The following is a 24,600-nucleotide window of genomic DNA, read 5'->3' as shown; positions in this document are numbered from 1 at the left end:
CCGCGCGCGGCCGGTCCGTCTTCCGATACTGGTTGTGGCGCATGTTACAAGACCTCCGGCGCGAGCGACACGATCTTCATGTACCGCTTCTCGCGCAGCTCGCGCGCCACGGGACCGAAGATGCGGGTGGCCCGCGGTTCGCCCTGGTCGTTGATGATCACGACCGCGTTCTCGTCGAAGCGGATGTAGCTGCCGTCCTTGCGCCGCGTCTCCTTGACGGTACGCACCACGACCGCGCGCGCCACCTCCGCCTTCTTCACCGTGCCGTTCGGCAACGCGTCCTTCACGGCGACGATCACGACGTCGCCCAGGCCGGCGTATCGCCGGCGCGTGCCGCCCAGGACGCGGATCACGAGGGCCCGCTTGGCCCCCGAGTTATCCGCGACCCGGACCATGGATTCCTGTTGAATCATTGCCCGATCCTCTTAGCGCGCGCGCTCGACGATCTCGACCACACGCCACCGCTTGTCCTTTGACAAGGGCCGGGTCTCCATGATACGCACCGTGTCGCCCAGCTTCGCCGAGTTCTCCTCGTCGTGAGCCTTCACGTTCGTGGTGCGCGTTACCATCTTGCCGTAGACGGGGTGGGCCACGCGGCGCTCGAGCGCGACGACCACCGTCTTCTGCATCTTGTCGCTCACCACCAGGCCCACGCGCGTCTTTCGGGACGCGCGCACGATCCTCGCGGCGGTATTGGGATTCGTCATGTCAGCCATTCCGTTGGTCGCTCCCCACTAGCGCGCAGCATCAGGCTGCCGCCGTTCACGCAGGATAGTCTTGAGCCGCGCAATGTCTCGCCGGATTGCGCGAAGCCGGAGGGGTTCCTCCAGGGACTCCGATGCACTCCGGAACTTGAGGCGAAACCGCTCCTCCTCGAGGGCGGCGATCCGCGCCGTCATGTCCTCCGGCGTCAGCTCGCGAATCTCATCAGCTTGCATCGGTATGCGCCTCCTCGCGGATCACGAACTTCGTCCTGATCGGCATCTTCGCCGCGGCCAGCGCCATCGCCTTCTGCGCGATGTCCGGCGAGATGCCCTCCAACTCGAACATCACCCGGCCCGGCTTCACCACCGCCACCCACGATTCCGGCGACCCCTTGCCCTTGCCCATGCGGGTCTCGGCCGGCTTCTTGGTGATCGGCTTGTCCGGGAAGATCCGGATCCACACCTTGCCGCCACGCTTGATGTGCCGCGTGAGCGCCACACGGGCGGCCTCGATCTGCCGATTGGTGATCCAGCCCGGCTCCAGCGCCTGGAGCCCGTAGGTTCCAAACGCCACCGTGCTCCCACGCTGGGCCAGCCCCTTGGTGCGGCCCTTGAACATCTTGCGGAATTTTACGCGCTTCGGACTCAGCATTAGTCGTCGCCTCCTTTACATGCCGGAGGAGTAGGTGGTGCCACGACGGTCTTCCACGATCTCGCCCTTGAAGATCCACACCTTCACCCCGATCGTGCCGAAGGTGGTCTTCGCGGTCGACGTCGCGTAGTCGATGTCCGCGCGCAGCGTATGCAACGGCACCCGCCCTTCGTGATACCCCTCGACCCGCGCGATCTCCGCGCCGCCGAGCCGGCCGCCGCACTTGATCTTGATCCCCAGCGCCCCCATCCGCATCGCGCTCTGCACGGCCCGCTTCATGGCGCGCCGGAACGAGATGCGCTGCGCCAACTGACTGGCGATGTTGTCCGCTACCAGCTGCGCCTCGAGCTCGGGCCGCTTGATCTCCTCGACGTTGATCCCCACTTCCTTGCCCGTCAGGTGCGCCAGCTCGTCGCGCAGCTTGTCCACCTCGGCGCCCTTCTTCCCGATCACCACGCCGGGACGGCCCGTGTGCAACGTCACCACGACCTTGCCCGGCTTGCGCTCGATCACGATATCGGCGATCGCCGCGTGCCCGAGGCGCGCCTTGAGATACTTGCGCAGCAGCTCGTCTTCACGCAGCAACGCCGGCAACTCGCGACCCGCGTAGTAGCGCGACCGCCACTGCTTGGAGATGCCGAGGCGAAAGCCGATCGGATGTGTTTTCTGTCCCATTAGCGACCTTCCCTCTCGCCCACCACGATTTCCACGTGGCTGGTGCGCTTCTGAATTGGAGTGGCCCGCCCCATCGCCGCCGGCATGAACCGCTTGAGCTTCGGCCCCTCGTTGATCACCGCCCGCGTGATCACGAGCGTGTCCACGTCGAGCGACGTCCCTGCCGCCCGCGCCGCCTGCTCCGCGTTCGCCACCGCCGAGCGCAACACCTTCCCGATCTGATGCGCCGCGTGCTTCTTCGAGAACTGGAGCAGCCCCAGCGCCTCGTTCACGCTCTTGCCGCGGATCTGGTCGATCACCAGCCGCATCTTGTAGGGCGACTGCCGCGCCGTCCGCTGCACCGCCCGCGCCTGAGTGGCCATGTTACTTGCCTCCCTTGGCCGCCGGTGCCGCCGGTGCGGACGCCGCCGCCGGAGCCGGCGCCTTCTTGTCGGCCGCCTTCGCCCCGGTGTGCCCGCGGAACAACCGCGTCGGCGAGAACTCGCCCAGCCGGTGGCCCACCATGTTCTCGGTCACGTACACCGGCACGAACTTGTTGCCGTTGTGCACCGCGAACGTGTGCCCCACGAATTCCGGCAGCACCGTGCTCGCCCGCGACCAGGTCTTGATCACGCGCTTCTCACTCTTGGCGTTCAGGGCATCGACCTTCTTGGCCAGCGCTTCCTGAACGAACGGTCCCTTCTTTACGCTTCTTCCCATTAGTCTCGGCCCCGGGTTACTGCGTCGCCTTGCCGCGCTTCCGGCCGCGGACGATCAGCCGCTGCGACGACTTCTTCTTGTCGCGCGTCTTCACGCCCTCCGGCTTGCCCCACGGACTCACCACGTTCCGGCCGCCGCGCGTGCGGCCACCGTGCGGATGGTCCACCGGGTTCATCACTTCACCGCGCACCTTGGGACGACGTCCCTTCCAGCGCGTCTTGCCCGCCTTGCCCCACGACACCAGCTCGTGCTCGGCGTTGCCCACTTCGCCGATCGTCGCCATGCACCGCGCGTGCACCAACCGCGTCTCGGTGGAGGCCAGCCGCAGGGTCACGTACTCGCCTTCCTTGGCCACGACCTGGGCCGACGTTCCCGCCGACCGGCAGATCTGCCCGCCCTTGCCGATCTTGAGCTCGATGTTGTGCACCGCGGTGCCCAGCGGCACCTCGGCCAACGGCATCGCATTGCCCACCCGGATGTCGGAGCCCGGCCCGGCGACCACCGTGTCGCCCACCGCCAACCCCTTGGGGTGCAGCATGTAGCGCTTCTCGCCGTCGCCGTACTCCACCAGCGCGATGCGCGCCGAACGGTTCGGGTCGTACTCGATCTCGCGCACCACCGCCGGCATCCCGGCCCGGTTGCGCTTGAAGTCGATGATGCGATACATGCGCTTGTGGCCACCGCCACGGCGCCGCATCGAGATGTGCCCGTGATTGTCGCGCCCACCCGACTTCTTGAGCGGCTCGAGCAGCGACTTCTCGGGCGTCGTCCGCGTGATGTCCGAGAAATCGGAAACCGAGCGGAACCGCGTGCCCTTCGTCACCGGCTTGAACTGACGGATACCCATCGGGTCAGCCCTCGAAGATCTCGATCGTGTCCCCTTCGCGGAGCTTCACGATCGCTTTTTTCCAGTTCGGGCGGCGTCCGGCCGTCGTCCCGACGCGGCGAGTCTTGCCGCGCTGGTTGGACGTCCATACACCGGTCACCTTCACGCCGAACAACTTTTCGATCGCCGTCCGGATCTGCGGCTTGCTCGCCTTCGAATGCACTTCGAAGGTGTACTCGCCGCGCTCCTGGAACGCCGATGACGTCTGCTCCGTGATCACGGGGCGAACGATGGTCTCATGCGTAGTCGGCATCGCTTACTTCCCCTTCTTCTTGGGAGCCGATGGCTTCTTGGTCGCGGCCTTCTTCGCCGCGGGCTTCGCCGCCGCCTTCTTCGCCGCCGGCTTCGCCTTCACGGGCGCCTTCTTGGCCGCCGCCTTCTTGGCCGGCGCCTTGGCCGCCTTGGCGGGCTTGGCCTTCGCGGCCGGCTTCGCCGTCTTCACCCGCGGCTCGGCGGCCGTCTCGGCCACCGGCGCCAGCGTCTGGCCCAGCGCCCCCGCCTCCACCAGCACCACGTCCGACCACAGCAGGTGGTACGTGGACACGTCGGCGTACGGCAGCACGTGCACCGTCGGCAGGTTGCGCCCGCTCAGGAAGACGTTCGGCTTCACGCCGTCGGTGAGGATCAGCACCTTGCGATCCGTCACGTCCAGCCGGTCGAGCAGCGCCTTGAGGCGGCTCGTCTTCGGCGCGTCGTAGTCGAACCGGTCGATCACCAGCAACGCGTTCTCGCGCGCCCGCGCGTTGAACGCGCTCTTGCGGGCGAGGGCACGCACCTGGCGCGGCACGTACTGGGCGTAGCTGCGGGGAATCGGTCCGAACACCGTGCCGCCGCCCACCCACTGCGGGGCGCGCGTCGAGCCCTGGCGGGCCCGCCCGGTGCCCTTCTGCTTCCACGGCTTCTGGTTGCCGCCGATCACGTACTTGCGGATCTTCGTCGACGCGTTGCCCTGGCGCTGGTTGGCGAGAAACGCCTTCACCGCCTGGTGCATCACCGGCATGTTCACGGTGCCGTCGAACAGCGCCTCGGGGAGCGCGATCTTCTCGCGCGCCGTCCCCTGGGCCGTGTACGCGGCCGCTTCGAATGTCGTCTGCTCAGCCATGCCTCACCCCTGCTTCCGCACGACCACGATGCCGTTCCTGGGACCGGCCACCGAGCCACGGATGTAGATCAGATTGCGCTCGGCGTCGATGCGCTCGACCCGAAGGTGCGTCTGCGTATGCCGCTCGGCGCCGAAGTGGCCGGGCATCTTCTTTCCCTTGATCACGCGCGACGGATCGGTGCCGGGTCCGATGGAGCCCGGACGCCGGTGCTTGGTGTTGCCGTGCGTGTTGGGGCCACCGCCGAAACTCCAGCGCTTCACCACGCCCTGGAACCCGCGCCCCTTGGTCGTCCCCGTCACCTTCACGGTGTCGCCGGACTTGAAGAGGTCCACCGTGATCACGTCGCCCACCGCGTACGTCGGCACCTCGGCACCCTTGGTGCGCGCGTCGTCCAGACGCACGCTCCGCAGCACCGCCGGCGGCGCCTCGAGCCCCGCCTTCTTGGCGTGGCCGATCGCCGACCCGTTGGCGCGGCGGCCGCGCGGCTTGCCCTCGCCCTTGGCCGACGCGCGCGCCAGGCGCTGCCGTCCCATGCCCAGCTGCACCGCGGCGAAGCCCGCCGTGGCCGCGTCCGTGACGGCGACCACCGGATTCGGTTCCGCCTCGATCACCGTCACCGGGATCTGTTGGCCCTGTTCATTGAAGATCTGGGTCATGCCCAGCTTCTTCCCGATAATTCCGATCATGACACTCCTCTGCGTAGTCGCTGGCTGGACGCCAGTTGGACTGTGGAACGACAGCGCCCTGCCACCCGCGGACCGCCGGCTGCTTGCCGTCCGCTGCCGCTCCTGCGATGGAAAACGACCTGCGTTACTGCACCTTGATTTCGACGTCCACGCCGGCCGGCAGATCGAGCTTGGTCAGCGCATCCACCGTCTGGGCGCGGGAATCGAGGATGTCGATCACCCGCTTGTGCGTCTTGAGCGAGAACTGCTCCCGCGACTTCTTGTCCACGTGCGGCGACCGCAGGACGGTCCACAGCTGCGACTTGGTCGGCAGCGGGATCGGCCCCGACACCTGCGCCCCCGTCTTCTCCGCCGTCCGGACGATGTCCGCGGCGGCCTGATCGATGACCGCGTGATCGAACGCCTTGAGACGGATGCGAATTCTGCCAGTCATACTTTGCTCGTGAGTGAGTATTTCCGAACTATTCCTGCTGCGCCTGATCGCCTGCTCGATTCGACCCGCGGTAGAACGGTAGGACGGTAGGACGGAACGTGGTCCACAGTCATTCTGTCCTACCGTCCTACTCTCCTACCGTCCTACTTCAGAATCTTCGTGACCACGCCCGCGCCCACCGTACGGCCGCCTTCGCGGATCGCGAACCGGAGCTGCTCTTCCATGGCGATCGGCGTGATCAGCTCGATCGTCATCTGGATGTTGTCGCCCGGCATCACCATCTCGGTGCCGGCCGGCAACTCGATCGCGCCCGTCACGTCGGTCGTGCGGAAGTAGAACTGCGGGCGGTAGCCCTTGAAGAACGGGGTGTGGCGGCCGCCCTCTTCCTTGGTGAGGACGTACACCTCGGCCTCGAACTTCGTGTGCGGCGTGATCGTGCCGGGCTTGGCCAGCACCATGCCGCGCTCGATGTCCTTCTTGTCGACGCCACGGAGCAGGAGGCCGACGTTGTCGCCCGCCTGGCCGTCGTCGAGCAGCTTGCGGAACATCTCGACGCCGGTCACGACGCTCCGCTTGTCGGTGCCGAAGCCGACCATCTCGATCTCCTCGCCGACCTTGATCTTGCCGCGGTCGATGCGGCCCGTGGCCACCGTGCCGCGGCCGGTGATCGAGAACACGTCCTCGACCGGCATCAGGAACGGCTTGTCCACTTCGCGCACCGGCTCCGGAATGAACGTGTCGAGGGCGGTGTACAGCTCCTCGATCTTGGCGATCCAGACCGGATCGCCCTCGATGGCCTTGATCGCGGATCCGCGGATCACCGGCGCATCGTCACCCGGGTAGTCGTACTTGCTGAGCAGCTCGCGCACTTCGAGCTCGACGAGGTCGAGGAGCTCGGGGTCGTCCACGAGGTCGCACTTGTTGAGGAACACGACCACCGAGGGCACGTTCACCTGGCGGGCGAGCAGGATGTGCTCGCGCGTCTGCGGCATCGGGCCGTCCACCGCGCTCACGACGAGGATCGCGCCGTCCATCTGCGCCGCGCCCGTGATCATGTTCTTCACGTAGTCGGCGTGTCCGGGGCAATCCACGTGCGCGTAGTGGCGCTTCGCGGTCTCGTATTCCACGTGCGACGTGGCGATCGTCAGGATCTTGGTCGCGTCGCGACGGCCCTGCGACTCCGACGCCTTCGCGACCTCGTCGTACGCGATGTACTTGGTGCTGTAGCCCTTGTCCGCAGAGATCTTGGTGAGCGCCGCGGTGAGGGTCGTCTTGCCGTGATCCACGTGACCGATCGTTCCGACGTTCACGTGCGGCTTGGTACGCTCGAACTTTGCCTTGGCCATGGTACTGTTCCCGATGAGTTGATCTGCTGCGTCCTTGACAATGAAAGGATGGGACGTTGTGTCCCGCCTTCCGCTCCCGACGTACGACTTACGACTTCACCTTGCTGATGATCTCTTCCGCCTTCGACTTCGGTACTTCCTCGTAGTGGGCGAACTCCATCGAGTAGACGGCCCGCCCCTGCGACATCGAGCGCAGCTTCGTGGAATAGCCGAACATCTCGGAGAGCGGCACCGTCGAGGCGATCACCTGGGCCTCGCCCCGCTGCGTCATCCCCCCGATCTTGCCGCGCCGCGCTGACAGATCGCCGAGCACGTCGCCCATGTACGCTTCCGGGCTCACCACCTCGACGTTCATCATCGGCTCCAGGAGCACGGGCTGCGCCTTCTTCGCCGCCTCCTTGAACGCCATCGACCCCGCGATCTTGAACGCCATCTCGCTCGAGTCGACGTCGTGGTACGACCCGTACACCAGCGCCACCTTCACGTCCACCATCGGATAGCCGGCCAGCACGCCGTTCTCCAGCGCTTCCTTGATGCCCTGCTCCACCGGCCCGATGTATTCGCGCGGGATCACGCCGCCCACGATCTTGTCCTCGAACACGAAGCCCGCGCCCGGCTCGGACGGCTCCATGTTGATCACCACGTGGCCGTACTGGCCCTTGCCGCCCGACTGACGGATGAACTTGCCCTCGACCTTCTCCACGCGCTTGCGGATGGTCTCGCGATACGCCACCTGCGGGCGGCCGATGTTCGCGTCCACCTTGAACTCGCGCATCATCCGGTCGACGATGATCTCCAGGTGCAGCTCGCCCATGCCCGAGATGATCGTCTGCGACGTCTCGGAATCGGTGTGCACGCGGAACGTCGGATCCTCCTCGGCCAGCTTCTGCAGCGCGATCGCCAGCTTGTCCTGGTCCGCCTTGGTCTTCGGCTCGATGGCGACGTCGATCACCGGGTTCGGGAACTTCATCGCCTCGAGGATGATCGGATGGTCATCGTCGCACAGCGTGTCGCCGGTGCGCGTGTCCCGGAGCCCGATCGCCGCCGCGATGTCGCCGGCCAGCACTTCCTCGATCTCCTCGCGCTTGTTGGCGTGCATCTGCAACAGCCGCCCCACGCGCTCGCGCTTGTCCTTGGTCGAGTTGTACACGTACGACCCCGACTTCAGCACGCCCGAATAGACCCGGAAGAACGTCAGCTTTCCGACGAACGGATCGGTCGCGATCTTGAACGCCAGCGCCGCGAACGGCGCCTGGTCGTTGGTCAGCCGCGTCTCGAAATGCTCGTCGTGATGGGGCACGTGGCCCTGGATGGGCGGCACGTCCTCCGGCGACGGCAGGTAGTCGATCACCGCGTCGAGCAGCGCCTGCACGCCCTTGTTCTTGAACGAGGCGCCGCAGAGCACGGGCACGAACTGCATCGCGATCGTCGCCTTGCGGATCGCCCGCCGGATCTCGGGCACCGTCAACTCGGCGCCGCCCAGATACTTCTCCAGCAGCTCGTCGTCGTGCGCCACCGCGGCCTCGATCAGCTCGTGCCGCGCCTCTTCCATGCGCTCCGTGAACTCGGGCGGCACGTCCACCACGGCGAACGTCTTGCCCAGCGACTCCTCGTCGAACACGTACTGCTTGCGCTCGAGCACGTCGATGTGCCCCGTGAACAGCTCGCCCGAACCCACCGGCAGCTGGAGCGGATGCGCGTTCCGGGACAGCCGGTCACGCACCATTGTCAAACAGCGGTCGAAGTCCGCCCCCACGCGGTCCATCTTGTTGGCGAAGATCAGCCGCGGCACGTTGTACCGGTCGGCCTGACGCCACACCGTCTCCGTCTGCGGCTCCACCCCGGCCACCGAATCGAGCAACGTCACCGCGCCATCCAACACCCGCAGCGACCGCTCCACCTCGACCGTGAAATCCACGTGGCCCGGCGTGTCGATGATGTTGATGCGGTACAGCGTCTCGTTGCGGCTCCAGAACGCCGTCGTCGCCGCCGACGTGATCGTGATCCCGCGCTCCTGCTCCTGCTCCATCCAGTCCATCGTCGCGGTGCCTTCATGCACCTCGCCGATCTTGTACGCCTTGCCCGTGTAGTACAGAATGCGCTCGGTCGTCGTCGTCTTCCCGGCATCGATGTGCGCCATGATGCCGATGTTGCGATAGTGATCGAGCGGAGTGACGCGTGCCATAGTTCGGTAAGTCTCTTCCTTCAAGCCGCGCCGGCCCGCGCGCAGCGATTATGAATGCGTGGATATCGCGAATGACCAACTCTCACCAGCAAAAACGCGGGTGGACCGGGCGCTCCAGAGGAGCCGGTATCCATCCGCTGCCGCCGGGTGTGCTCGCCACTGCAGCGCGAGCCGGGACCCTAAGCGCGCCGAGCCGACAGGGCCCGACGTCAGATTGTCCTGCGTTGCTTTTCGGGAGCCGCGACGCCACGGGCGCCTTGGCCGGTCTGTAGTACCCTCGCTCCCAGCGGCGAGCCCATAAGGGTCGGCGCGCAGTCCGCCGACGAAATACCTGCCGCGAGGCGTCCAAAACCAAATCCCCGTAGCCCCTTGAATTTATTGGCAGTTGGACCGTTGTCAACGCCCCACGACCGACAACTTTCGGGCGCCGCGCCCACCCGGCCCCGGTCCCCGCGCCCCACCCCACCACAACGCCCTCTCGCCGGCGCGTTTCGACCCATAGATTGCCTCATCCCCCCGCTCTCCTGAGGATGCACCGCATGCTCCCCTGTCGCTCCGCGCGACGCACTCCCTCCGCCCCGCGCCGCATCCGCGCCATCGCGGCTCGCGTCGCCATGGCGTCGGGCTGCGCCCTGGCGTTCGCCCTGCCCGCCGCCGCGCGTGCCCAGAGCGCCGTGCAGACGGGATCGGTGGAGTCGCCGCCGGGCGGACAGATCTTCCCCATCCTCGGCGCGCGGTTCGGCGTGCCGCAGCGCGTCTCGGTCACCGCCGGCGTGGGCCTCGAGGTGGGAGGCGTGCCCGGGCAGCGCGACGCGTCGCAGGAAGTCCTCCTCGCGCTCGCCCCGGGACTGGGCGCCGAGCGCGCCTCGCTCACCTACGTCTATTCCACCGGCCGGTACGGCGGCGGCGTGGCCGTGGGCCCCAGCGTCCTGCGCACGGTGCGCCATCCGTGGAACGCCCCGGCCAACGCCACCTACGTGGGCATCGATCTCGCCGTGCTGCCGATCATCGCCATCGGCCCGCGCGTGGGCCTGTTCCGTCGCGTGAGCACGCCGGCCAGCGACACCCCGTGGCTCATGACGTTGGACTTCGGCTTCGGATTCTGACCCGAACGCACCGCGCCCCGTCCGGCGGAGCCGGACGGGGCGCGGGAGTGGTGGGCCGTCGCGACGCGAGCCGCGACGCCGCCGTCTACCAGCGATAGTGCGCGAACGCCTTGTTCGCGTCGGCCATGCGGTGCGTGTCTTCCTTCTTCTTCACCGCGTTGCCCTCGCCCTTCGCCGCCGCGATCACTTCGGCGGCCAACTTCTCGGCCATCGACTTCTCGCCGCGCTCGCGCGAGTAGAGGATGAGCCAGCGCATGGCGAGCGCCGTGCGGCGCTCGGGGCGCACCTCGACCGGCACCTGGTACGTGGCGCCGCCCACCCGGCGGCTCTTCACCTCGACCACCGGCTTCACGTTGGTCAGCGCCTGCTTGAACACGGTCACGCCGGGCTGGCTGGTCTTGGCCTCGACCACGTCCATCGCGCCGTAGAAGATCCGCTCGGCCGTGGCCTTCTTGCCGGCGAGCATCATCACGTTGATGAACTTGGAAACGGTCTGGCTGTCATAGCGCGCATCGGGCAGGACGCTGCGCTTCACGGCACTCTTGCGACGGCTCATGGCTTATTTCCCCGCCTTCGGCTTCTTGGTGCCGTACTTGGAACGGCTCTGGTTGCGGCCGTTCACGCCCGAAGCGTCGAGCGAGCCGCGCACGATGTGATAACGGACACCCGGCAGATCCTTCACGCGGCCGCCGCGCACGAGCACGATCGAGTGCTCCTGCAGGTTGTGGCCTTCGCCGGGAATGTAGGCGATGATTTCGAAGCCGTTGGTGAGGCGCACCTTCGCCACCTTGCGCAGCGCCGAGTTCGGCTTCTTGGGCGTCGTCGTGTAGACGCGCGTGCAAACCCCGCGGCGGAACGGATTCGACTTGAGCGCCGGGGACTTCTCTTTCTTGGCCACGTCGCGGCGACTGCGCCGGACGAGCTGATTGATGGTCGGCATGAAGGAGGACTGTTCGTGAATCTGCTTCTACGTGAATCGCCAGGAATAGGCGGCACGGAACAGAACGCGAAAGCTAGCCCGGGCGCTCGGGCAGGTCAAGGCAGCCAAGTGCCTGGCAGGCCATCGGTTTCCTCATAACGGCAGGCGGCCCGCCCGGAATCCATCCGGACGGGCCGCTGTCACTTCGCATCCTGCCCGCGCTGGTCAGAGCTCGTCGGGCACGCCGGGGCGCGCCAACGGCAGCTCCTCCTCTTCGGTCATCGCGAACACGCCCGGCAGAGTCTCCGCCATGGTCGGGAGCGGGCCGAATCCTTCCGGCTGCTCGACGTCCATCTCCACCTTCTGGTACCGGTACATGCCGGTGCCGGCGGGGATGAGGTGCCCGATGATGATGTTCTCCTTGAGGCCGAGCAGGTCGTCCTTCGCCCCGCGAATGGCGGCGTCGGTGAGCACGCGCGTGGTCTCCTGGAAGCTGGCCGCCGAGATGAACGACTGCGTGGTGAGGCTGGCCTTGGTGATCCCGAGCAGCAGCGGCTCGGCCACCGCGGGCTCGGCCTTCTTCTTCTTGGACCGGTCGTTCTCGCCGCGGAACACCTGCTTGTCCACGTGCTCGCCCTCGAGGAACTGGGTGTCGCCCGGGGTGAGGACGCGAACCTTCTGCAGCATCTGGCGCACGATCACGCCGATGTGCTTGTCGTTGATCTTCACGCCCTGCAGGCGGTACACCTCCTGCACTTCATTGAGCAGGTATTCCTGCACGGCGCGCGGACCCTTGATGCGCAGGATGTCGTGCGGGTTCACGGGGCCTTCGGACAGGCGATCGCCGGCGCGCACGCGGTCGCCCTCGTGCACCCGGAGGTGCTTGCCCGCGGGGACCTCGTACAGATGCGCTTCCTGCGTGTCGTCCACCACCCAGACGCCGCGATCGATGCGCACCGGCTGGACGTAGATCTCGCGCTTGCCGCGCTTGATCTCGCCGAACCGGACGAAGCCGTCGACCTCGGAGATGGTGGCGGGATCCTTGGGCCGCCGGGCCTCGAACAGCTCGGCCACGCGCGGCAGACCGCCGGTGATGTCGCGGGTCTTGTACGCCTCGCGGCCGACCTTGGCGAGGATCGTGCCGGCGAACATCTTCTGCCCGTCCTCCACCGTGAGCTGGGCGCCCACGGGGATGACGTAGTCGCGGATGCGCTTCTCCTTCCCGCCCTTCTCCTGCACGATCTCGATGTGCGGGTGGAGCTTCTTCTCGCGATCCTCGATGATCACGCGCTGGCGCAGGCCGGTGAGCTCGTCGAGCTCCTCGGCCACGGATTCGTCGTCGATGATGTCGACGAACTTCACCGTGCCCTCGCAATCGGCGATGATCGGGTTGGTGTACGGGTCCCAGCTGAAGATCACCTGGTCGCGCTTCACCTCGTCGCCGTCGTTGACCATGAGGATGGCGCCGAGCGGCACCTGCAGCCGCGCGCCGATGCCGGTGCTCTTGTCGCCGGCCGGCCGGATGATGATCTCGCCTTCGTACGAGGTGACGATGCGATGTCCCTCGGGATTCGTGACCGCGGTGAGCCGGTCGCCGTATTCGGCGATGCCCGCCACCTTGGACTTGCGCGCCGTCTGCTCGGCGATGCGCGACGCCGCGCCGCCGATGTGGAAGGTGCGCAGGGTGAGCTGCGTACCCGGCTCGCCGATGGACTGGGCGGCGATGATGCCCACGGCCTCGCCCAGGTCCACCATCTTCATGGTGGCCAGGTTGCGGCCGTAGCACATGCGGCACAGCCCGCGCTTGGCTTCGCAGGTGAGCACCGACCGGATGCGGATCATCTCGATGCCGGACTCCTCGATGCTCTGCGCCGTCTCCTCGTCGATCAGGGTGCCCGCCTCGACCAGCAGCGTGCGGCGCCCGGTCTCGTCGATCTCGTGCGGATCTTCCACGTCCTCGGCGGCCACGTTGCCGACGATGCGCTCCGAGAGCGGCTCGATCACGTCCTCGCCTTCCTTGAGCGCCGAGATCTCGAGGCCCTGGATGGTGCCGCAATCCTCCTCGGCGATCGTCACGTCCTGCGCGACGTCCACGAGGCGGCGGGTGAGGTATCCGGCGTCGGCCGTCTTGAGCGCCGTGTCGGCCAGACCCTTGCGGGCGCCGTGCGTCGAGATGAAGTACTCGAGCACGGACAGGCCTTCACGGAAGTTGGACTTGATGGGGCTCTCGATGATCTCGCCGATGCCGCCGGTGAGCTTCTTCTGCGGCTTCGCCATCAGGCCGCGCATGCCGGCCAGCTGGCGGATCTGATCGCGCGAACCACGGGATCCCGAGTCGAACATCATGTACACGGGATTGAACCCTTCCTTGGATTCCCGCATGGCGCGCACCATCGCCTCGGCCACATCGGAATTGGCGTGCGTCCAGGTGTCGATCACCTTGTTGTAGCGCTCGCCGTTCGTGATGTTGCCGGTCTGATAGGCACGCTGGAACCGCTCCACGCGCTCTTCCGCTTCCTGGAGGAGTTCCTTCTTGGCGGCCGGGATCTGCAGGTCTTCGATGCCGATCGAGACGCCGCCGCGGGTGGCGTTGAAGAAGCCGAATTCCTTGAGGCGATCGAGGAACTGGACCGTGGCGGCGAGTCCCGCCTTGCGGTAGCTCTCGAACACGAGTTCGGAGAGCGCCTTCTTCTTCATGTCGAAGTTCTTGTAGCCGAGCTCGGGCGGCACGATGGCGTTGAACAGCACGCGGCCGGCCGTGGTCTTCTCCCAGTGGCCGCCGGCGCCCTCGGCGATCCAGTACAGCACCGGGGTGTGGGTGTTCATGCGATGGACCGCGATCTCGGTCTCGACCTCACCCGCCGACGTGACGTGGGCGAGGTTCGTGGCCTTCTCGAAGTTCACCGGCGCCTTGGTGGCAAAGTAGCAGCCGAGCACGATGTCCTGGCTGGGCTCGGCCACCGGGCGGCCGTCGGACGGCTTGAGGATGTTGTTGCTCGACAGCATGAGCAGACGCGCCTCGAGCTGGGCCTCGAACGACAGCGGCACGTGCACGGCCATCTGGTCGCCGTCGAAGTCGGCGTTGAACGCCGCGCAGACGAGCGGATGGATGCGGATGGCCTTGCCTTCGACGAGCACCGGCTCGAACGCCTGGATGCCCAGGCGGTGTAGCGTGGGCGCGCGGTTGAGCAGCACCGGATGGTCGCGGATGATCTCCTCGAGGATCTCGTACACCTCGGGGCTCTCCCGCTCCACGATCTTCTTGGCGCGCTTGACCGTCTCGGCGATGCCCTTCTCCACGAGCTTGTGGATGATGAACGGCTTGAACAGTTCGAGCGCCATCAGCTTGGGCAGGCCGCACTGGTGGAGCTTGAGCTCGGGGCCGACGACGATCACCGAACGGCCCGAGTAGTCCACGCGCTTGCCGAGCAGGTTCTGACGGAACCGGCCCTGCTTGCCCTTGAGCATGTCGGACAGCGACTTGAGCGGGCGCTTGCCGCGGCCGCGGATGGCCTTGGACCGGCGGCCGTTGTCGAACAGCGCGTCCACGGCCTCCTGCAGCATGCGCTTCTCGTTGCGCAGGATGACTTCCGGCGCGCGATGCGAGATGAGCTTCTGCAGGCGGTTGTTGCGGTTGATGACGCGCCGGTAGAGATCGTTGAGATCGGACGTGGCGAAGCGCCCGCCGTCGAGCGGCACGAGCGGCCGCAGGTCGGGGGGAATGACCGGCACGACGTCGAGGATCATCCACTCCGGCTTGTTGCGCACGTCGCCGGCGTCGCCCGAATTCCGGAACGCGTCGACGATCTTGAGCCGCTTGAGCAGCATCTTCTTGCGATGCTGCGACGACTCGTCCACGACCTGCGAGCGGAGCTGGTCGGCCAGCTTGTCGACGTCGAGGCGGCGCAGCAGCTCGCGGGCCGCGGGCGCGCCGATGTCGGCCATGAAGGCGGTGTCCTTCTCCTCCTTGGCCTTCTGGCGCAGCGCCAGGAACTCCTCTTCGTCGAGCAGCTGGTTGACCTGGACGTCCTGGTCTCCCGGCTCGATGACGACGTAGTTGGAGTAATAGATGATCTTCTCGAGGTCACGGAGCGTGATGTCGAGGAGGTTGCCCATCGGGCTGGGCAGCGTCTTGAAGAACCAGATGTGGGCCACCGGCACGGCCAGCTCGATGTGGCCCATGCGCTCGCGCCGCACCTTGCTGAGCGTGACCTCCACGCCGCAGCGGTCGCAGATCACGCCGCGATACCGGATGCGCTTGTACTTGCCGCAATGGCATTCCCAGTCCTTGACGGGACCGAAGATGCGCTCGCAGAACAGCCCGTCCTTCTCCGGCTTGAACGACCGGTAGTTGATGGTCTCGGGCTTGGTCACCTCACCCCACGACCACCAGGTCCGGAGCCCCTGCATCTCGAGCCGTTCGCGCTCCTTGGGATCCTTGGGGCCGCGAATCTCCTCGGGCGAGGCGATACGGATATGGATGAAATCGAACGCCGATGCGCGGGTCTCGCGCACGCTGCGGAAATCAATCATCGCTTATTCCTCGCTACCGTCGTTGGACCCACCGCCGTTGCCGGCGAACGCGTCCACACTCTGACCCATCGTCACGCGAATGCCGAGGGCCTGCAATTCCTTCACGAGCACATTGAACGATTCGGGCGTGCCGGGCTCGGGCAGGTTCTGCCCCTTCACGATCGCCTCGTACACCCGGCTGCGGCCGTTCACGTCGTCGGACTTGACCGTCAGGATCTCCTGCAGCACGTGCGCGGCGCCGTACGCCTCCAGCGCCCACACTTCCATCTCGCCGAACCGCTGGCCGCCGAACTGCGCCTTGCCGGCGAGCGGCTGCTGCGTGACCAGCGAGTACGGTCCGATGCTCCGGGCGTGGATCTTGTCGTCCACGAGGTGCGACAGCTTGAGCATGTAGATCTCGCCCACCGTGACCGGCGACGCGAACGTCTCGCCGCTGCGGCCGTCGCGCAGGCGCACCTTGCCGAACGGCGTGAGACCGGCCAGCCGCATCAACTCCACGGCGGCGGCGTCGACGTCGGCTTCGGACTTCTTGCCGAGCATGCTGGCCAGGGCCGGCAGCTCGAGTTCGAGCAGGCGGTCGACCGGATCCTGCGCCTTGCGCTTCTCGAGGTCCTTGAGGGCGGACTTGAACGCCGCCTTCTTGGGCGCCGTGAGGTCCTCGTGCTCGGCCTCGTGGAACGCCACCTGATGGCCGATCTCCACCGTCTCCCGCTCGGCGAGCTCGGCGGCGGCGGCGGCCAGGAAGTCGCGCACCCGGTGGTGCACGTCGCGCGTGCCCTGCGACATCGCCCGTCCGCCCAGATCGTTCACGCTCGCTTCCTGCAGCAGCGAGAAGTGCGCCTCGGCCTGCGTGCGATCGGGCTTGACGTCGTTGAGGATGATCTTGACCTCGACATCGGAGATCGCCGGCGTCGCGGCGCGCAGCGACAGCGCGTCGCGTGACCAGGCGAGTCCGGACAGCTTGAGCAGCAGTCCGATCTCGTGCTCATTGGCGCCCTGGAACACCGGGGTCTTGGCGTAGAAGCCCAGGATGCGGGCCGCCCAGCCGAGGTGGGTCTCGAGGATCTGGCCCACGTTCATGCGGCTCGGCACGCCGAGCGGATTGAGCACGATGTCCACCGGCCGGCCGTCGGGAAGGAACGGCATGTCCTCCTCGGGCACGATGCGGGCGACGATGCCCTTGTTGCCGTGGCGTCCGGCCATCTTGTCGCCCACCGAGACCTTGCGCTTCTCGGCCAGGTAGACCTTGACCAGCTGGATGACGCCCGGCGGCAGTTCGTCGGGCTGCAGGATGCGGTCGATGCGCTCCTCGGCCTTCTCCTCGATCTTGGCCTTCTCGTCGGTGGACAGGTCGATCACCGCGCGCACGCGCTCGTTGACCTTCTTGTTCTCGACGCGGAAGGTCTTGAGGTCGACGTTCGACAGCTTCATCTCGCGCAACGCGCTGGCGGTGAGCTTGGTGCCGGCGGGCATGGCTTCCTCGACCGTGCCCGACCTGAGCGCCAGGGCCACCGTCTGCCCATCGAGCAGTTCGATCAACTCGACGTCGCGCACCTCGTTCACGCGCAGCTTCTCCTCGGCCTCGAGCCGGCGCACGTCGCCGATGCGCTCGCCGCGGTCCTTCTCCACCACCTGGTCTTCGATGCGCGAGAAGATCTTCACGTCGATGACCACACCTTCCATGCCCGGCGGCACCTTGAGGGACGAATCCTTCACGTCCTTGGCTTTCTCGCCGAAGATGGCCGTGAGCAGCTTCTCTTCGGGCGACAGCTCGGTCTCGCCCTTGGGCGTGATCTTGCCGACGAGGATGTCTCCCGGCTTGACGTGGGCCCCGATGCGGACGATGCCGCGCTCGTCGAGATCGGTGAGCGCTTCCTCGGCCACGTTCGGGATTTCCCGCGTGATCTCTTCCTGGCCGCGCTTGGTGTCGCGGACGTGCAGTTCGAGCTCCGAGATGTGGATGGACGAATAGACGTCGTCCTTGACCACGCGCTCGGAGAGCACGATGGCGTCTTCGAAGTTGTGCCCGTAGTACGGCATGAACGCCACGGTGACGTTGGATCCGAGCGCGAGCTGGCCGCGTTCGGTGCCGGCGCCGTCGGCCAGGACGTCGCCCACCTTGACCTTCTGCCCCTGCTTGACGAGGGGGCGCTGGTTGATGGCGGTGTCCTGGTTGGTGCGCCAGTACTTCTTGATCCGGTAGCGGTCGTGCTGGGTGAGACGGGCCAGCGGCCGGTCGTCGTCCAGCTTGCGGCGCTCGGTGGGGCCGGCGTCGACGATGATCTCGTCGGCGGTGACCCGGGTGACCGTGCCGGCGCGCTTGGCGATGACCACGGCGCCGGAGTCGACGGCCACCGTTTCCTCGAGCCCGGTGCCGACGAGCGGCGTGCGGGGGTTGAGGAGCGGGACCGCCTGGCGCTGCATGTTCGAGCCCATGAGGGCGCGGTTGGCGTCGTCGTGCTCGAGGAACGGGATGAGCGCGGCGGCGATGGACACGAGCTGTTCCGGCGCCACGTCCATGTAGTCGATGCGGTCGGGCGGCGTGAGCGGCACGTCGCCCTGCATGCGGCAGAGCACGAGCGAGTCGACGAACGTGCCGTCGGGGTTGAGGCGCGCGTTGGCCTGGGCGATGATCGCGTCCTCTTCCTTGTTGGCGTCGAGCCACGCGATGTCGCCGGTGACGCGGCCGTTCTTGACCACCATGTACGGCGTCTCGACGAATCCGAGGTCGTTCACCCGCGCGTAGCAGGCGAGCGACGTGATGAGGCCGATGTTCGGGCCTTCCGGCGTCTCGATGGGGCACATGCGGCCGTACTGCGAGTAGTGCACGTCGCGGACCTCGAACCCGGCGCGCTCGCGCGTGAGGCCGCCCGGTCCGAGCGCCGACAGGCGGCGCTTGTGGGTGAGCTCGGCCAGCGGGTTGGTCTGGTCCATGAACTGCGAGAGCTGCGACGAGCCGAAGAACGCCTGGATCACCGCCGAGACGGTGCGGGCGTTGACGAGGTCGTCGAGCGAGATCTTCTCGGGGTCGGTGTTGATCGACATGCGCTCCTTGACCAGGCGCGCCATGCGGGACAGGCCGACGGAGAACTGGTTGGCGATCAACTCGCCCACCGAGCGGATGCGGCGGTTGCCCAGGTGGTCGATGTCGTCCACGTGGCCGCGGCCCTCGTGGAGTTCCACGAGGTAGCGGACGATGGCCACGAAGTCTTCCTTCGTGAGCACGGTGTGGTTGGCGGGCGTGTTGAGGCCGAGCCGCTGGTTGATCTTGTAGCGGCCCACGCGTCCGAGGTCGTAGCGCTTGGGCGAGAAGAACAACCGCTCGAGCGCCTGCTTGGCCGTCTCCACGTCGGGCGCGTCGCCCGGACGGAGGAGCGAGTAGATCTGGCCCAGCGACTCCTTCTCGCTGTGCGTGGGATCCTTGGCCAGCGTGTTCTTGATGAGCGTGGACTCGGCGCGGCCCGACGCGACGAACACGTAGACCTTGTTGATCTCGCCGCGGCGGATCTTCTTGATCAGGGTGTCGGAGAGCGCCTGGCCCACCTCGGCGATCACCTCGCCGTCCCCGTCGACGACGTCGACGGCGAGCACGCGGCGCACGGGGCGTTCCCCGCGCTCGATGGCTTCCTGCTCGTCGCGGAGGTCGACGGCCATGTAGGACGCGAACACCTTGACGTGCTTGATGTTCTGGCGGCGGAGCCGGTTGTGCACCTCTTCGGTGAGCTCATCGCCCTCGCGCACGAGGAGGATGTTCTCGGCGCGCTCGCGCTCGGCGCGGGCCTTCTTGGTGCGCGCCTTGGGGGCGTCCTCGGCGGTCGCCTCGCCGGGCAGTTCGATGTCCTCGGCGATGATGGCGCCGATCACTTCACGCACGTCGGTGCGGCTCTCGCGCTTCTTGGTGAGGTCGAGGTCGCGGACGGCGAAGAAGAGCCGGAGGATGTCGGAGTTGGAGCCGTACCCGAAGGCGCGCAACAGCGCCGTGGCGGGGAACTTCTTTTTCTTGTCGATGTGGACGTAGATCACGTCGTGGATATCGACGGTGAACTCCACCCACGATCCGCGGAACGGGATGATGCGGGCCGAGATGAGGCGCTGGCCGTTGGGGTGCGTCGATTCCTCGAACACGACGCCCGGCGACCGGTGCAACTGGCTCACGATCACGCGTTCGGCGCCGTTGATGACGAACGTGCCGAGCGGGGTGAGCAGGGGCAACTCGCCGAGATAGACCTCCTTCTCGATGATGTTGCGGGGCCGCTTGGTGTTGTCGGGGAGCGTCTCGTTGATGACGAGCTGCAGCGTGGCCTTGAGCGGCGCCGAGTACGTCATGTCCCGTTCGATGCATTCCTCGACCGAGTATTTGGGCTCGCCGAGGTTGTAGCGAACGAATTCGAGGGAGAAATTCTCGTGCACATCGGCGATCGGGAACAGGTCTTTGAACACCCGTTCGAGGCCGATGTCCTCGCGGTCGTGCGAGGCCGCATCCAGCTGGAGCAGGGCGTCGAAGGCCCGCGTCTGGATGTCGAGGAGATGGGGCATATCCATCCCCTGCTCGAGTTTTCCGAAGGAAATCTGCTTGATCAATTCAGGCATGGCTCACCCGCGCGCAAACGAAAAACGACCGGAACCCCGGGACGCGCGAAAGGGCGCGGCCGGGGCAGGCCGTGAAACCGCGAAACGACGTATTGTGGTGCTGGTGGAGTACGAATTCACTAATGGCAGACCGGCGAAGGGAAAGAGGGGAGGGCCCGGGCGCAGCGGATTCGCCGCGCCCGCACCGACACGCCTCACTTCACTTCGACGGCTGCGCCCTGCTCTTCCAGCTTGGCCTTGACGGCGGCCGCTTCATCCTTGGACACGCCGGTCTTCACGGTCTGGGGCGCGCCGTCCACCAGGTCCTTGGCCTCCTTGAGGCCGAGTCCGGTGAGCTCACGCACGACCTTGATGACCTGGATCTTCTTGGCGCCCGCTTCCTTGAGGACGACATCGAACTCGGTCTGCTCTTCGACGGCCGCAGCCGCCGCACCGGCGCCGCCGGCGGCCGGCGCGCCGCCCACCGGGGCGGCGGCGATCGTCACGTTGAACTTCGTCTTGAAGGCCTCGATCAGCTCGGACAGGTCGAAGACCGACATGTTGCCGATCGCCTCGAGGATATCGTCCTTGCTCAGCGTTGCATTTGCCATGGTAGTGCTCTCCTCAGTAGTTCCCAGGGTACCCTGGGGCGTTAGTCAGGCGATACGCCTGGGAATCCTCAGGCGCCCTCGCGCTGCGTCTTCAGCGCGTCGAGCGCACCAGCGAACGAGTACAGCAGACCGTTCAGCGCGCCCACGAAGGCGGCGAGCGGTGACTGGAGGCCAGCGCCCAACTCGGCGAGCATCTGCTCGCGCGACGGCATGGCCGCCAACTTCTTGACCTGCGCCGAATCGAGGGCGCGGCCGTCCATCAGGCCGCCCTTCACGATCGGTCGCTGGTCGTTCTCCTTGGCGAAGTCGGTGAGCACCCTCGCCGCGGCGAGCGGGTCGTTGCCGACGACGAGCCCGGTGGGCCCGCGCAGCGGCTGGCTGACGAGCCCGGCTTCGTTCACGGCGCGGAGGGCCAGCGAGTTCTTGATGACGACGTACTCCACCTTGGCCCTGCGCAGGCGCCGGCGCAGTTCCGTCATCCGCTTCACGTTGAGCCCCGTGAAGTCGGTGTAGTAGAGGGAGGTGGCCCCCTCCAGCTTCGCTCGCAACTCGGCGACGAGCTGTTCCTTGTCGGATCGTTTCATCGCGCGTTACCGGTAGGGAGTGGTGTCGACGGTCACGCCCGGGCCCATCGTGCTGGACACGGCGACGTTGCGGACGTACACGCCCTTGGAAGCGGTGGGCTTGGCGCGCACGATCTGATCCATGAACGCCGAGAAGTTCTGCTCCAGCGCGTCGAGGCCGAACGACACCTTGCCGATGGCGGCGTGCACGTTGCCCGCCTTGTCGACGCGGAACTCGATCTTGCCGGCCTTGGTCTCGCGCACCGCCGCCCCGATGTTGAACGTGACCGTGCCCGCCTTGGGGTTGGGCATCAGGCCGCGCGGGCCGAGGATGCGGCCCAGCTGGCCCAACTGGCCCATCTGGTCGGGCGTGGCGATGAGCACGTCGAAATCGAGCCAGCCGTCCTTGATCTTCTGGACGAACTCCGCCCCCACGTGATCGGCGCCCGCGTCCTGCGCTTCCTTGGCCTTGTCGCCGACGGCGATCACCAGCACGCGCACCGCCTTGCCGGTGCCGGCCGGGAGCACGACGGTGCCGCGCACGACCTGATCGGCGTGCCGCGGATCGACGCCGAGGCGCACCGCGACCTCCACCGTCTCATCGAACTTGGCATACGCGCCCGTCTTCACGAGCTCCAGCGCCTGACGCGCCTGATACGACGTATTGATGTCGCGGCGCTTGGCCGCGGTCTGGTACTTCTTGCCGTGAGCCTGCATCAGTCGGACACCTCGAGACCCATCGAGCGCGCCGCCCCGGCGACCATCGCCATCGCGGACTCGATCGAGTCACAGTTGAGGTCCGGCATCTTGATCTCGGCGATCTTGCGGAGCTGGGCGCGGGTCACCGTGCCCACCTTGTTCCGGTTGGGCTGGCCCGAACCCTTCTCGAGGCCCAGTTCCTTCTTCAGCAGCACCGCCGCCGGCGGCGTCTTGAGAATGAAGGTGAACGACTTGTCCGCAAAGATCGTGACTTCGACCGGCAGGATGATGCCGTCCTGGTTCTGAGTTCTCGAATTGAACTCTTTGCAGAACGCCATGATGTTGATGCCCTGGGGGCCGAGCGCCGTACCGACCGGTGGCGCAGGGTTTGCGCGGCCGGCCGGGATCTGCAGCTTCACGAACCCGATGACTTTCTTGGCCATAGGACTCCTGTACGTTTGCCGCGACTCAGCGCGCGGCGAACTCCCACTGTTGTTTCAGACGTCGGAGTGGTGGCCGACGAACTGCAATGCTGCGTGACACGAGCTACTGCCCTGCCGCCGACCGCCGATGGCGCGCGGCCAGCGAACCGTCAGTACGCCTTCAACTGCAGGTAATCCAGCTCCACCGACGTGGGGCGTCCGAACAGCGACACCGAGACCCGCACCTTGCCCTTGTCGGGGATCACCTCTTCGACCGTGCCGTTGAAATCGGTGAACGGTCCTTCGGTGATCGCCACCGCCTGCCCGACGAGGAACGGAATCTCCTCCACCGGCTCCTGCGCTTCGACTTCCTCGGCGATGCCGAGCAACCGGTTGACCTCGTCCGGCCGCAGCGGCTGCGGAAGGCGATCCTGTCCCACGAACTTGATCACGCCCTGGATCGAGTTGATGACATGCAGGGTTTCCTGATTCATGTCCATCTCGACCAGCACGTATCCCGGGAACAGCTTGCGTTCCACATTGACCTTCTTGCCGTTCTTGATCTCCACCACTTCCTGCGTCGGCACCAGCGCCTGGCGGATCATCCGATCCACGGAGGGACGCGAATCCTGATCGATCTTGCGCTGGACCAGCGACCGGACCTTGTTCTCGTGCCCGGACGTGGTCTGGATGGCGTACCAGCGAAGCTCCATGCTCAATGGCCCAGGAACAACGACGGCAACAGCCGCACGAGCAGGCCGTTCAGGATGAAATCCAGGATCGTGATCACCATGCCGATGGCGAGCACGAAGATCACGATGGCCACGGTGGCCGACCGCACCTGCGGGAAATCCGGCCACGTGACCTTCTTCATCTCACCCACGACGGCATGGTAGTACGCGATGGTGCTGCGGATGGCGCCAACCTTCGGCTCACCCACTTCGTGCGGCACGTCGGCCATGATTACTTGGTTTCCTTGTGCACCTGGTGCTTATCGCAACGCGGACAGTACTTCTTCCACTCGACGCGCTCCGGATGGGTGCGCCGATTCTTCATGGTGAAGTAGTTCCGGTTCTTGCACTCGCTGCACGCGAGGATGATTTTTTCGCGAGGCATCTCAAGTTCTCGTGTTGACCGCGCCCAGCCGAGCCGGCCGCGGGTCCTGCACCCTGCACTGCGATCGTCCCAGAGCTCGCGATCGGGATTGAACCGATGACCTCACCCTTACCAAGGGTGTGCTCTACCGACTGAGCTACGCGAGCAATGCCTGTCCCACGCCCGCGCGAACGCGGGTCCCACCGAAACCACGAGCCGCCACGACTGCTGCGGCGGCCCGCCGAGCTCGTTTACCGCATCAGTTGTTCCGCCGCCCGAGGGCGACTCCCAGAGCGGGAGACGGGGCTCGAACCCGCGACATCAAGCTTGGAAGGCTTGCGCTCTACCAGCTGAGCTACTCCCGCGTTTCCCTTCTCCCGCATCGCCTCGCGCCCTCGGCGCTGATCGATGGTGGGGGAAGGATTCGAACCTTCGAAGGCATAAGCCGGCAGATTTACAGTCTGCTCCCGTTGGCCGCTTGGGTACCCCACCGCGCTACGCGCCCACACTCGCCCGCGCGCCAGACCTCGCGCACGACGTTCGATCCCAGAGCTGACGGCGAGAATCGAACTCGCAACCGCCTGATTACAAATCAGGTGCTCTGCCAATTGAGCTACGTCAGCAACCGGCCGTTTTGCGCGAGACTCGTACAATACCAGAGCGTGGCACAAGTGTCAAGCCGCGCTCCCGCGCTGACTTAGCCGGGCCGGCAGC

General features: G+C 66.4%; 26 protein-coding genes and 4 tRNA genes. 1 reads left to right on the top strand and 29 read right to left on the bottom strand.

Annotated features, from left to right (window positions below):
* Window positions 1–44: 44 nt before the first annotated feature.
* The 14 genes from rplN to fusA all read right to left on the bottom strand — a co-directional run bounded on the left by rplN (window position 45) and on the right by fusA (window position 9,369).
* Window positions 45–413, bottom strand: coding sequence for a 50S ribosomal protein L14 (rplN, locus tag VNE60_05460; protein ID HVB30956.1), 369 nt, complete (start codon window positions 411–413; stop codon window positions 45–47).
* A 12-nt stretch (window positions 414–425) separates the two neighbouring features.
* Entirely contained in the window at window positions 426–707 is a 282-nt protein-coding gene (gene rpsQ, locus VNE60_05455; GenBank protein HVB30955.1) for a 30S ribosomal protein S17, read from the bottom strand.
* Window positions 708–734: 27 nt separating this feature from the next.
* A complete protein-coding gene (rpmC, locus tag VNE60_05450; protein ID HVB30954.1) occupies window positions 735–938 on the bottom strand; it encodes a 50S ribosomal protein L29 in 204 nt (67 codons plus the stop codon).
* Complete coding sequence (rplP, locus tag VNE60_05445; GenBank protein ID HVB30953.1) at window positions 928–1,356, bottom strand: 50S ribosomal protein L16; 429 nt, start codon at window positions 1,354–1,356, stop codon at window positions 928–930. The genes rpmC and rplP overlap by 11 nt, the downstream gene beginning before the upstream one ends.
* Window positions 1,357–1,371: 15 nt before the next feature.
* Window positions 1,372–2,031 carry a 30S ribosomal protein S3 gene (gene rpsC / locus VNE60_05440; GenBank protein ID HVB30952.1) on the bottom strand — a complete coding sequence of 220 codons (660 nt, stop codon included), beginning with the start codon at window positions 2,029–2,031 and terminating at the stop codon, window positions 1,372–1,374.
* A complete protein-coding gene (rplV, locus tag VNE60_05435; protein HVB30951.1) occupies window positions 2,031–2,393 on the bottom strand; it encodes a 50S ribosomal protein L22 in 363 nt (120 codons plus the stop codon). The genes rpsC and rplV overlap by 1 nt, the downstream gene beginning before the upstream one ends.
* 1 nt (window position 2,394) lies before the next feature.
* Complete coding sequence (gene rpsS / locus VNE60_05430; protein ID HVB30950.1) at window positions 2,395–2,730, bottom strand: 30S ribosomal protein S19; 336 nt, start codon at window positions 2,728–2,730, stop codon at window positions 2,395–2,397.
* 16 nt (window positions 2,731–2,746) lie between these two features.
* Window positions 2,747–3,577: a 50S ribosomal protein L2 gene (gene rplB, locus VNE60_05425; protein ID HVB30949.1), complete on the bottom strand. Its 831-nt coding sequence runs from the start codon at window positions 3,575–3,577 to the stop codon at window positions 2,747–2,749.
* Between the two features lie 4 nt (window positions 3,578–3,581).
* Window positions 3,582–3,869 (bottom strand): 50S ribosomal protein L23, encoded by a 288-nt coding sequence (locus tag VNE60_05420; GenBank protein ID HVB30948.1) that lies wholly within the window; start codon window positions 3,867–3,869, stop codon window positions 3,582–3,584.
* Window positions 3,870–3,872: 3 nt separating this feature from the next.
* A complete protein-coding gene (gene rplD / locus VNE60_05415) occupies window positions 3,873–4,718 on the bottom strand; it encodes a 50S ribosomal protein L4 (protein HVB30947.1) in 846 nt (281 codons plus the stop codon).
* A gap of 3 nt (window positions 4,719–4,721) precedes the next feature.
* Window positions 4,722–5,405 carry a 50S ribosomal protein L3 gene (gene rplC / locus VNE60_05410; GenBank protein HVB30946.1) on the bottom strand — a complete coding sequence of 228 codons (684 nt, stop codon included), beginning with the start codon at window positions 5,403–5,405 and terminating at the stop codon, window positions 4,722–4,724.
* Between the two features lie 124 nt (window positions 5,406–5,529).
* Window positions 5,530–5,838: a 30S ribosomal protein S10 gene (gene rpsJ / locus VNE60_05405; GenBank protein ID HVB30945.1), complete on the bottom strand. Its 309-nt coding sequence runs from the start codon at window positions 5,836–5,838 to the stop codon at window positions 5,530–5,532.
* Window positions 5,839–5,981: 143 nt separating this feature from the next.
* Window positions 5,982–7,184, bottom strand: coding sequence for an elongation factor Tu (tuf, locus tag VNE60_05400; protein ID HVB30944.1), 1,203 nt, complete (start codon window positions 7,182–7,184; stop codon window positions 5,982–5,984).
* Window positions 7,185–7,272: 88 nt separating this feature from the next.
* Window positions 7,273–9,369 carry an elongation factor G gene (fusA, locus tag VNE60_05395; GenBank protein HVB30943.1) on the bottom strand — a complete coding sequence of 699 codons (2,097 nt, stop codon included), beginning with the start codon at window positions 9,367–9,369 and terminating at the stop codon, window positions 7,273–7,275.
* A gap of 614 nt (window positions 9,370–9,983) precedes the next feature.
* Between fusA and VNE60_05390 the strand changes: the two genes are divergently transcribed.
* Entirely contained in the window at window positions 9,984–10,475 is a 492-nt protein-coding gene (locus VNE60_05390; protein HVB30942.1) for a hypothetical protein, read from the top strand.
* 85 nt (window positions 10,476–10,560) lie between these two features.
* On the opposite strand, the gene rpsG is transcribed toward VNE60_05390, so the two are convergent.
* The 15 genes from rpsG to VNE60_05315 all read right to left on the bottom strand — a co-directional run bounded on the left by rpsG (window position 10,561) and on the right by VNE60_05315 (window position 24,509).
* Window positions 10,561–11,031: a 30S ribosomal protein S7 gene (rpsG, locus tag VNE60_05385; GenBank protein HVB30941.1), complete on the bottom strand. Its 471-nt coding sequence runs from the start codon at window positions 11,029–11,031 to the stop codon at window positions 10,561–10,563.
* Window positions 11,032–11,034: 3 nt separating this feature from the next.
* Complete coding sequence (gene rpsL / locus VNE60_05380; GenBank protein HVB30940.1) at window positions 11,035–11,415, bottom strand: 30S ribosomal protein S12; 381 nt, start codon at window positions 11,413–11,415, stop codon at window positions 11,035–11,037.
* Between the two features lie 204 nt (window positions 11,416–11,619).
* Window positions 11,620–15,927: a DNA-directed RNA polymerase subunit beta' gene (rpoC, locus tag VNE60_05375; protein ID HVB30939.1), complete on the bottom strand. Its 4,308-nt coding sequence runs from the start codon at window positions 15,925–15,927 to the stop codon at window positions 11,620–11,622.
* 3 nt (window positions 15,928–15,930) lie between these two features.
* Window positions 15,931–20,517 carry a DNA-directed RNA polymerase subunit beta gene (gene rpoB / locus VNE60_05370; protein ID HVB30938.1) on the bottom strand — a complete coding sequence of 1,529 codons (4,587 nt, stop codon included), beginning with the start codon at window positions 20,515–20,517 and terminating at the stop codon, window positions 15,931–15,933.
* 194 nt (window positions 20,518–20,711) lie between these two features.
* On the bottom strand, window positions 20,712–21,107 hold the full coding sequence (rplL, locus tag VNE60_05365) for a 50S ribosomal protein L7/L12 (protein HVB30937.1): 396 nt from the start codon (window positions 21,105–21,107) through the stop codon (window positions 20,712–20,714).
* A gap of 68 nt (window positions 21,108–21,175) precedes the next feature.
* A complete protein-coding gene (gene rplJ, locus VNE60_05360) occupies window positions 21,176–21,691 on the bottom strand; it encodes a 50S ribosomal protein L10 (protein ID HVB30936.1) in 516 nt (171 codons plus the stop codon).
* Window positions 21,692–21,697: 6 nt separating this feature from the next.
* Window positions 21,698–22,387 (bottom strand): 50S ribosomal protein L1, encoded by a 690-nt coding sequence (gene rplA, locus VNE60_05355; protein HVB30935.1) that lies wholly within the window; start codon window positions 22,385–22,387, stop codon window positions 21,698–21,700.
* The gene (gene rplK, locus VNE60_05350; GenBank protein HVB30934.1) at window positions 22,387–22,812 is read right to left on the bottom strand and encodes a 50S ribosomal protein L11; all 426 of its coding nucleotides are present in this window, start codon (window positions 22,810–22,812) and stop codon (window positions 22,387–22,389) included. Before rplK ends, rplA begins: the two co-directional genes overlap by 1 nt.
* Before the next feature lie 149 nt (window positions 22,813–22,961).
* Window positions 22,962–23,504: a transcription termination/antitermination protein NusG gene (gene nusG / locus VNE60_05345; GenBank protein HVB30933.1), complete on the bottom strand. Its 543-nt coding sequence runs from the start codon at window positions 23,502–23,504 to the stop codon at window positions 22,962–22,964.
* Between the two features lie 2 nt (window positions 23,505–23,506).
* A complete protein-coding gene (gene secE / locus VNE60_05340) occupies window positions 23,507–23,752 on the bottom strand; it encodes a preprotein translocase subunit SecE (protein HVB30932.1) in 246 nt (81 codons plus the stop codon).
* A 2-nt stretch (window positions 23,753–23,754) separates the two neighbouring features.
* Window positions 23,755–23,907: a 50S ribosomal protein L33 gene (rpmG, locus tag VNE60_05335; GenBank protein ID HVB30931.1), complete on the bottom strand. Its 153-nt coding sequence runs from the start codon at window positions 23,905–23,907 to the stop codon at window positions 23,755–23,757.
* A gap of 73 nt (window positions 23,908–23,980) precedes the next feature.
* A tRNA-Thr gene (locus VNE60_05330) sits at window positions 23,981–24,053 on the bottom strand.
* 125 nt (window positions 24,054–24,178) lie between these two features.
* A tRNA-Gly gene (locus tag VNE60_05325) sits at window positions 24,179–24,251 on the bottom strand.
* A gap of 44 nt (window positions 24,252–24,295) precedes the next feature.
* Window positions 24,296–24,378, bottom strand: a tRNA-Tyr gene (locus VNE60_05320).
* A 58-nt stretch (window positions 24,379–24,436) separates the two neighbouring features.
* Window positions 24,437–24,509: transfer RNA gene (locus VNE60_05315), tRNA-Thr, on the bottom strand.
* Between the last annotated feature and the right edge of the window lie 91 nt (window positions 24,510–24,600).

The sequence above is a fragment of the Gemmatimonadaceae bacterium genome (assembly GCA_035533755.1).
Taxonomy (GTDB): Bacteria; Gemmatimonadota; Gemmatimonadetes; order Gemmatimonadales; family Gemmatimonadaceae; genus JAGWRI01.
Note: the sequence above shows the minus strand (reverse complement) of the source record. Positions and strands in the feature narration are given on the sequence as shown.

Excerpts from the sequence above, each read along its gene's own strand:
- fusA (HVB30943.1), bottom strand. The coding sequence starts at position 9,369 with ATGGCACGCGTCACTCCGCTCGATCACTATCGCAACATCGGCATCATG.
- rpsQ (HVB30955.1), bottom strand. The coding sequence starts at position 707 with ATGACGAATCCCAATACCGCCGCGAGGATCGTGCGCGCGTCCCGAAAG.
- VNE60_05420 (HVB30948.1), bottom strand. The coding sequence starts at position 3,869 with ATGCCGACTACGCATGAGACCATCGTTCGCCCCGTGATCACGGAGCAG.
- rplL (HVB30937.1), bottom strand. The coding sequence starts at position 21,107 with ATGGCAAATGCAACGCTGAGCAAGGACGATATCCTCGAGGCGATCGGC.
- nusG (HVB30933.1), bottom strand. The coding sequence starts at position 23,504 with ATGGAGCTTCGCTGGTACGCCATCCAGACCACGTCCGGGCACGAGAAC.
- rpoB (HVB30938.1), bottom strand. The coding sequence starts at position 20,517 with ATGCCTGAATTGATCAAGCAGATTTCCTTCGGAAAACTCGAGCAGGGG.
- rplJ (HVB30936.1), bottom strand. The coding sequence starts at position 21,691 with ATGAAACGATCCGACAAGGAACAGCTCGTCGCCGAGTTGCGAGCGAAG.
- rplC (HVB30946.1), bottom strand. The coding sequence starts at position 5,405 with ATGATCGGAATTATCGGGAAGAAGCTGGGCATGACCCAGATCTTCAAT.
- rplN (HVB30956.1), bottom strand. The coding sequence starts at position 413 with ATGATTCAACAGGAATCCATGGTCCGGGTCGCGGATAACTCGGGGGCC.
- rpmC (HVB30954.1), bottom strand. The coding sequence starts at position 938 with ATGCAAGCTGATGAGATTCGCGAGCTGACGCCGGAGGACATGACGGCG.
- rpsJ (HVB30945.1), bottom strand. The coding sequence starts at position 5,838 with ATGACTGGCAGAATTCGCATCCGTCTCAAGGCGTTCGATCACGCGGTC.
- secE (HVB30932.1), bottom strand. The coding sequence starts at position 23,752 with ATGGCCGACGTGCCGCACGAAGTGGGTGAGCCGAAGGTTGGCGCCATC.
- rpsC (HVB30952.1), bottom strand. The coding sequence starts at position 2,031 with ATGGGACAGAAAACACATCCGATCGGCTTTCGCCTCGGCATCTCCAAG.
- rplB (HVB30949.1), bottom strand. The coding sequence starts at position 3,577 with ATGGGTATCCGTCAGTTCAAGCCGGTGACGAAGGGCACGCGGTTCCGC.
- rpsS (HVB30950.1), bottom strand. The coding sequence starts at position 2,730 with ATGGGAAGAAGCGTAAAGAAGGGACCGTTCGTTCAGGAAGCGCTGGCC.
- VNE60_05390 (HVB30942.1), top strand. The coding sequence starts at position 9,984 with ATGGCGTCGGGCTGCGCCCTGGCGTTCGCCCTGCCCGCCGCCGCGCGT.
- tuf (HVB30944.1), bottom strand. The coding sequence starts at position 7,184 with ATGGCCAAGGCAAAGTTCGAGCGTACCAAGCCGCACGTGAACGTCGGA.
- rplA (HVB30935.1), bottom strand. The coding sequence starts at position 22,387 with ATGCAGGCTCACGGCAAGAAGTACCAGACCGCGGCCAAGCGCCGCGAC.
- rpsG (HVB30941.1), bottom strand. The coding sequence starts at position 11,031 with ATGAGCCGTCGCAAGAGTGCCGTGAAGCGCAGCGTCCTGCCCGATGCG.
- rpoC (HVB30939.1), bottom strand. The coding sequence starts at position 15,927 with ATGATTGATTTCCGCAGCGTGCGCGAGACCCGCGCATCGGCGTTCGAT.
- rplV (HVB30951.1), bottom strand. The coding sequence starts at position 2,393 with ATGGCCACTCAGGCGCGGGCGGTGCAGCGGACGGCGCGGCAGTCGCCC.
- rplD (HVB30947.1), bottom strand. The coding sequence starts at position 4,718 with ATGGCTGAGCAGACGACATTCGAAGCGGCCGCGTACACGGCCCAGGGG.
- rplK (HVB30934.1), bottom strand. The coding sequence starts at position 22,812 with ATGGCCAAGAAAGTCATCGGGTTCGTGAAGCTGCAGATCCCGGCCGGC.
- rpsL (HVB30940.1), bottom strand. The coding sequence starts at position 11,415 with ATGCCGACCATCAATCAGCTCGTCCGGCGCAGTCGCCGCGACGTGGCC.
- rpmG (HVB30931.1), bottom strand. The coding sequence starts at position 23,907 with ATGCCTCGCGAAAAAATCATCCTCGCGTGCAGCGAGTGCAAGAACCGG.
- rplP (HVB30953.1), bottom strand. The coding sequence starts at position 1,356 with ATGCTGAGTCCGAAGCGCGTAAAATTCCGCAAGATGTTCAAGGGCCGC.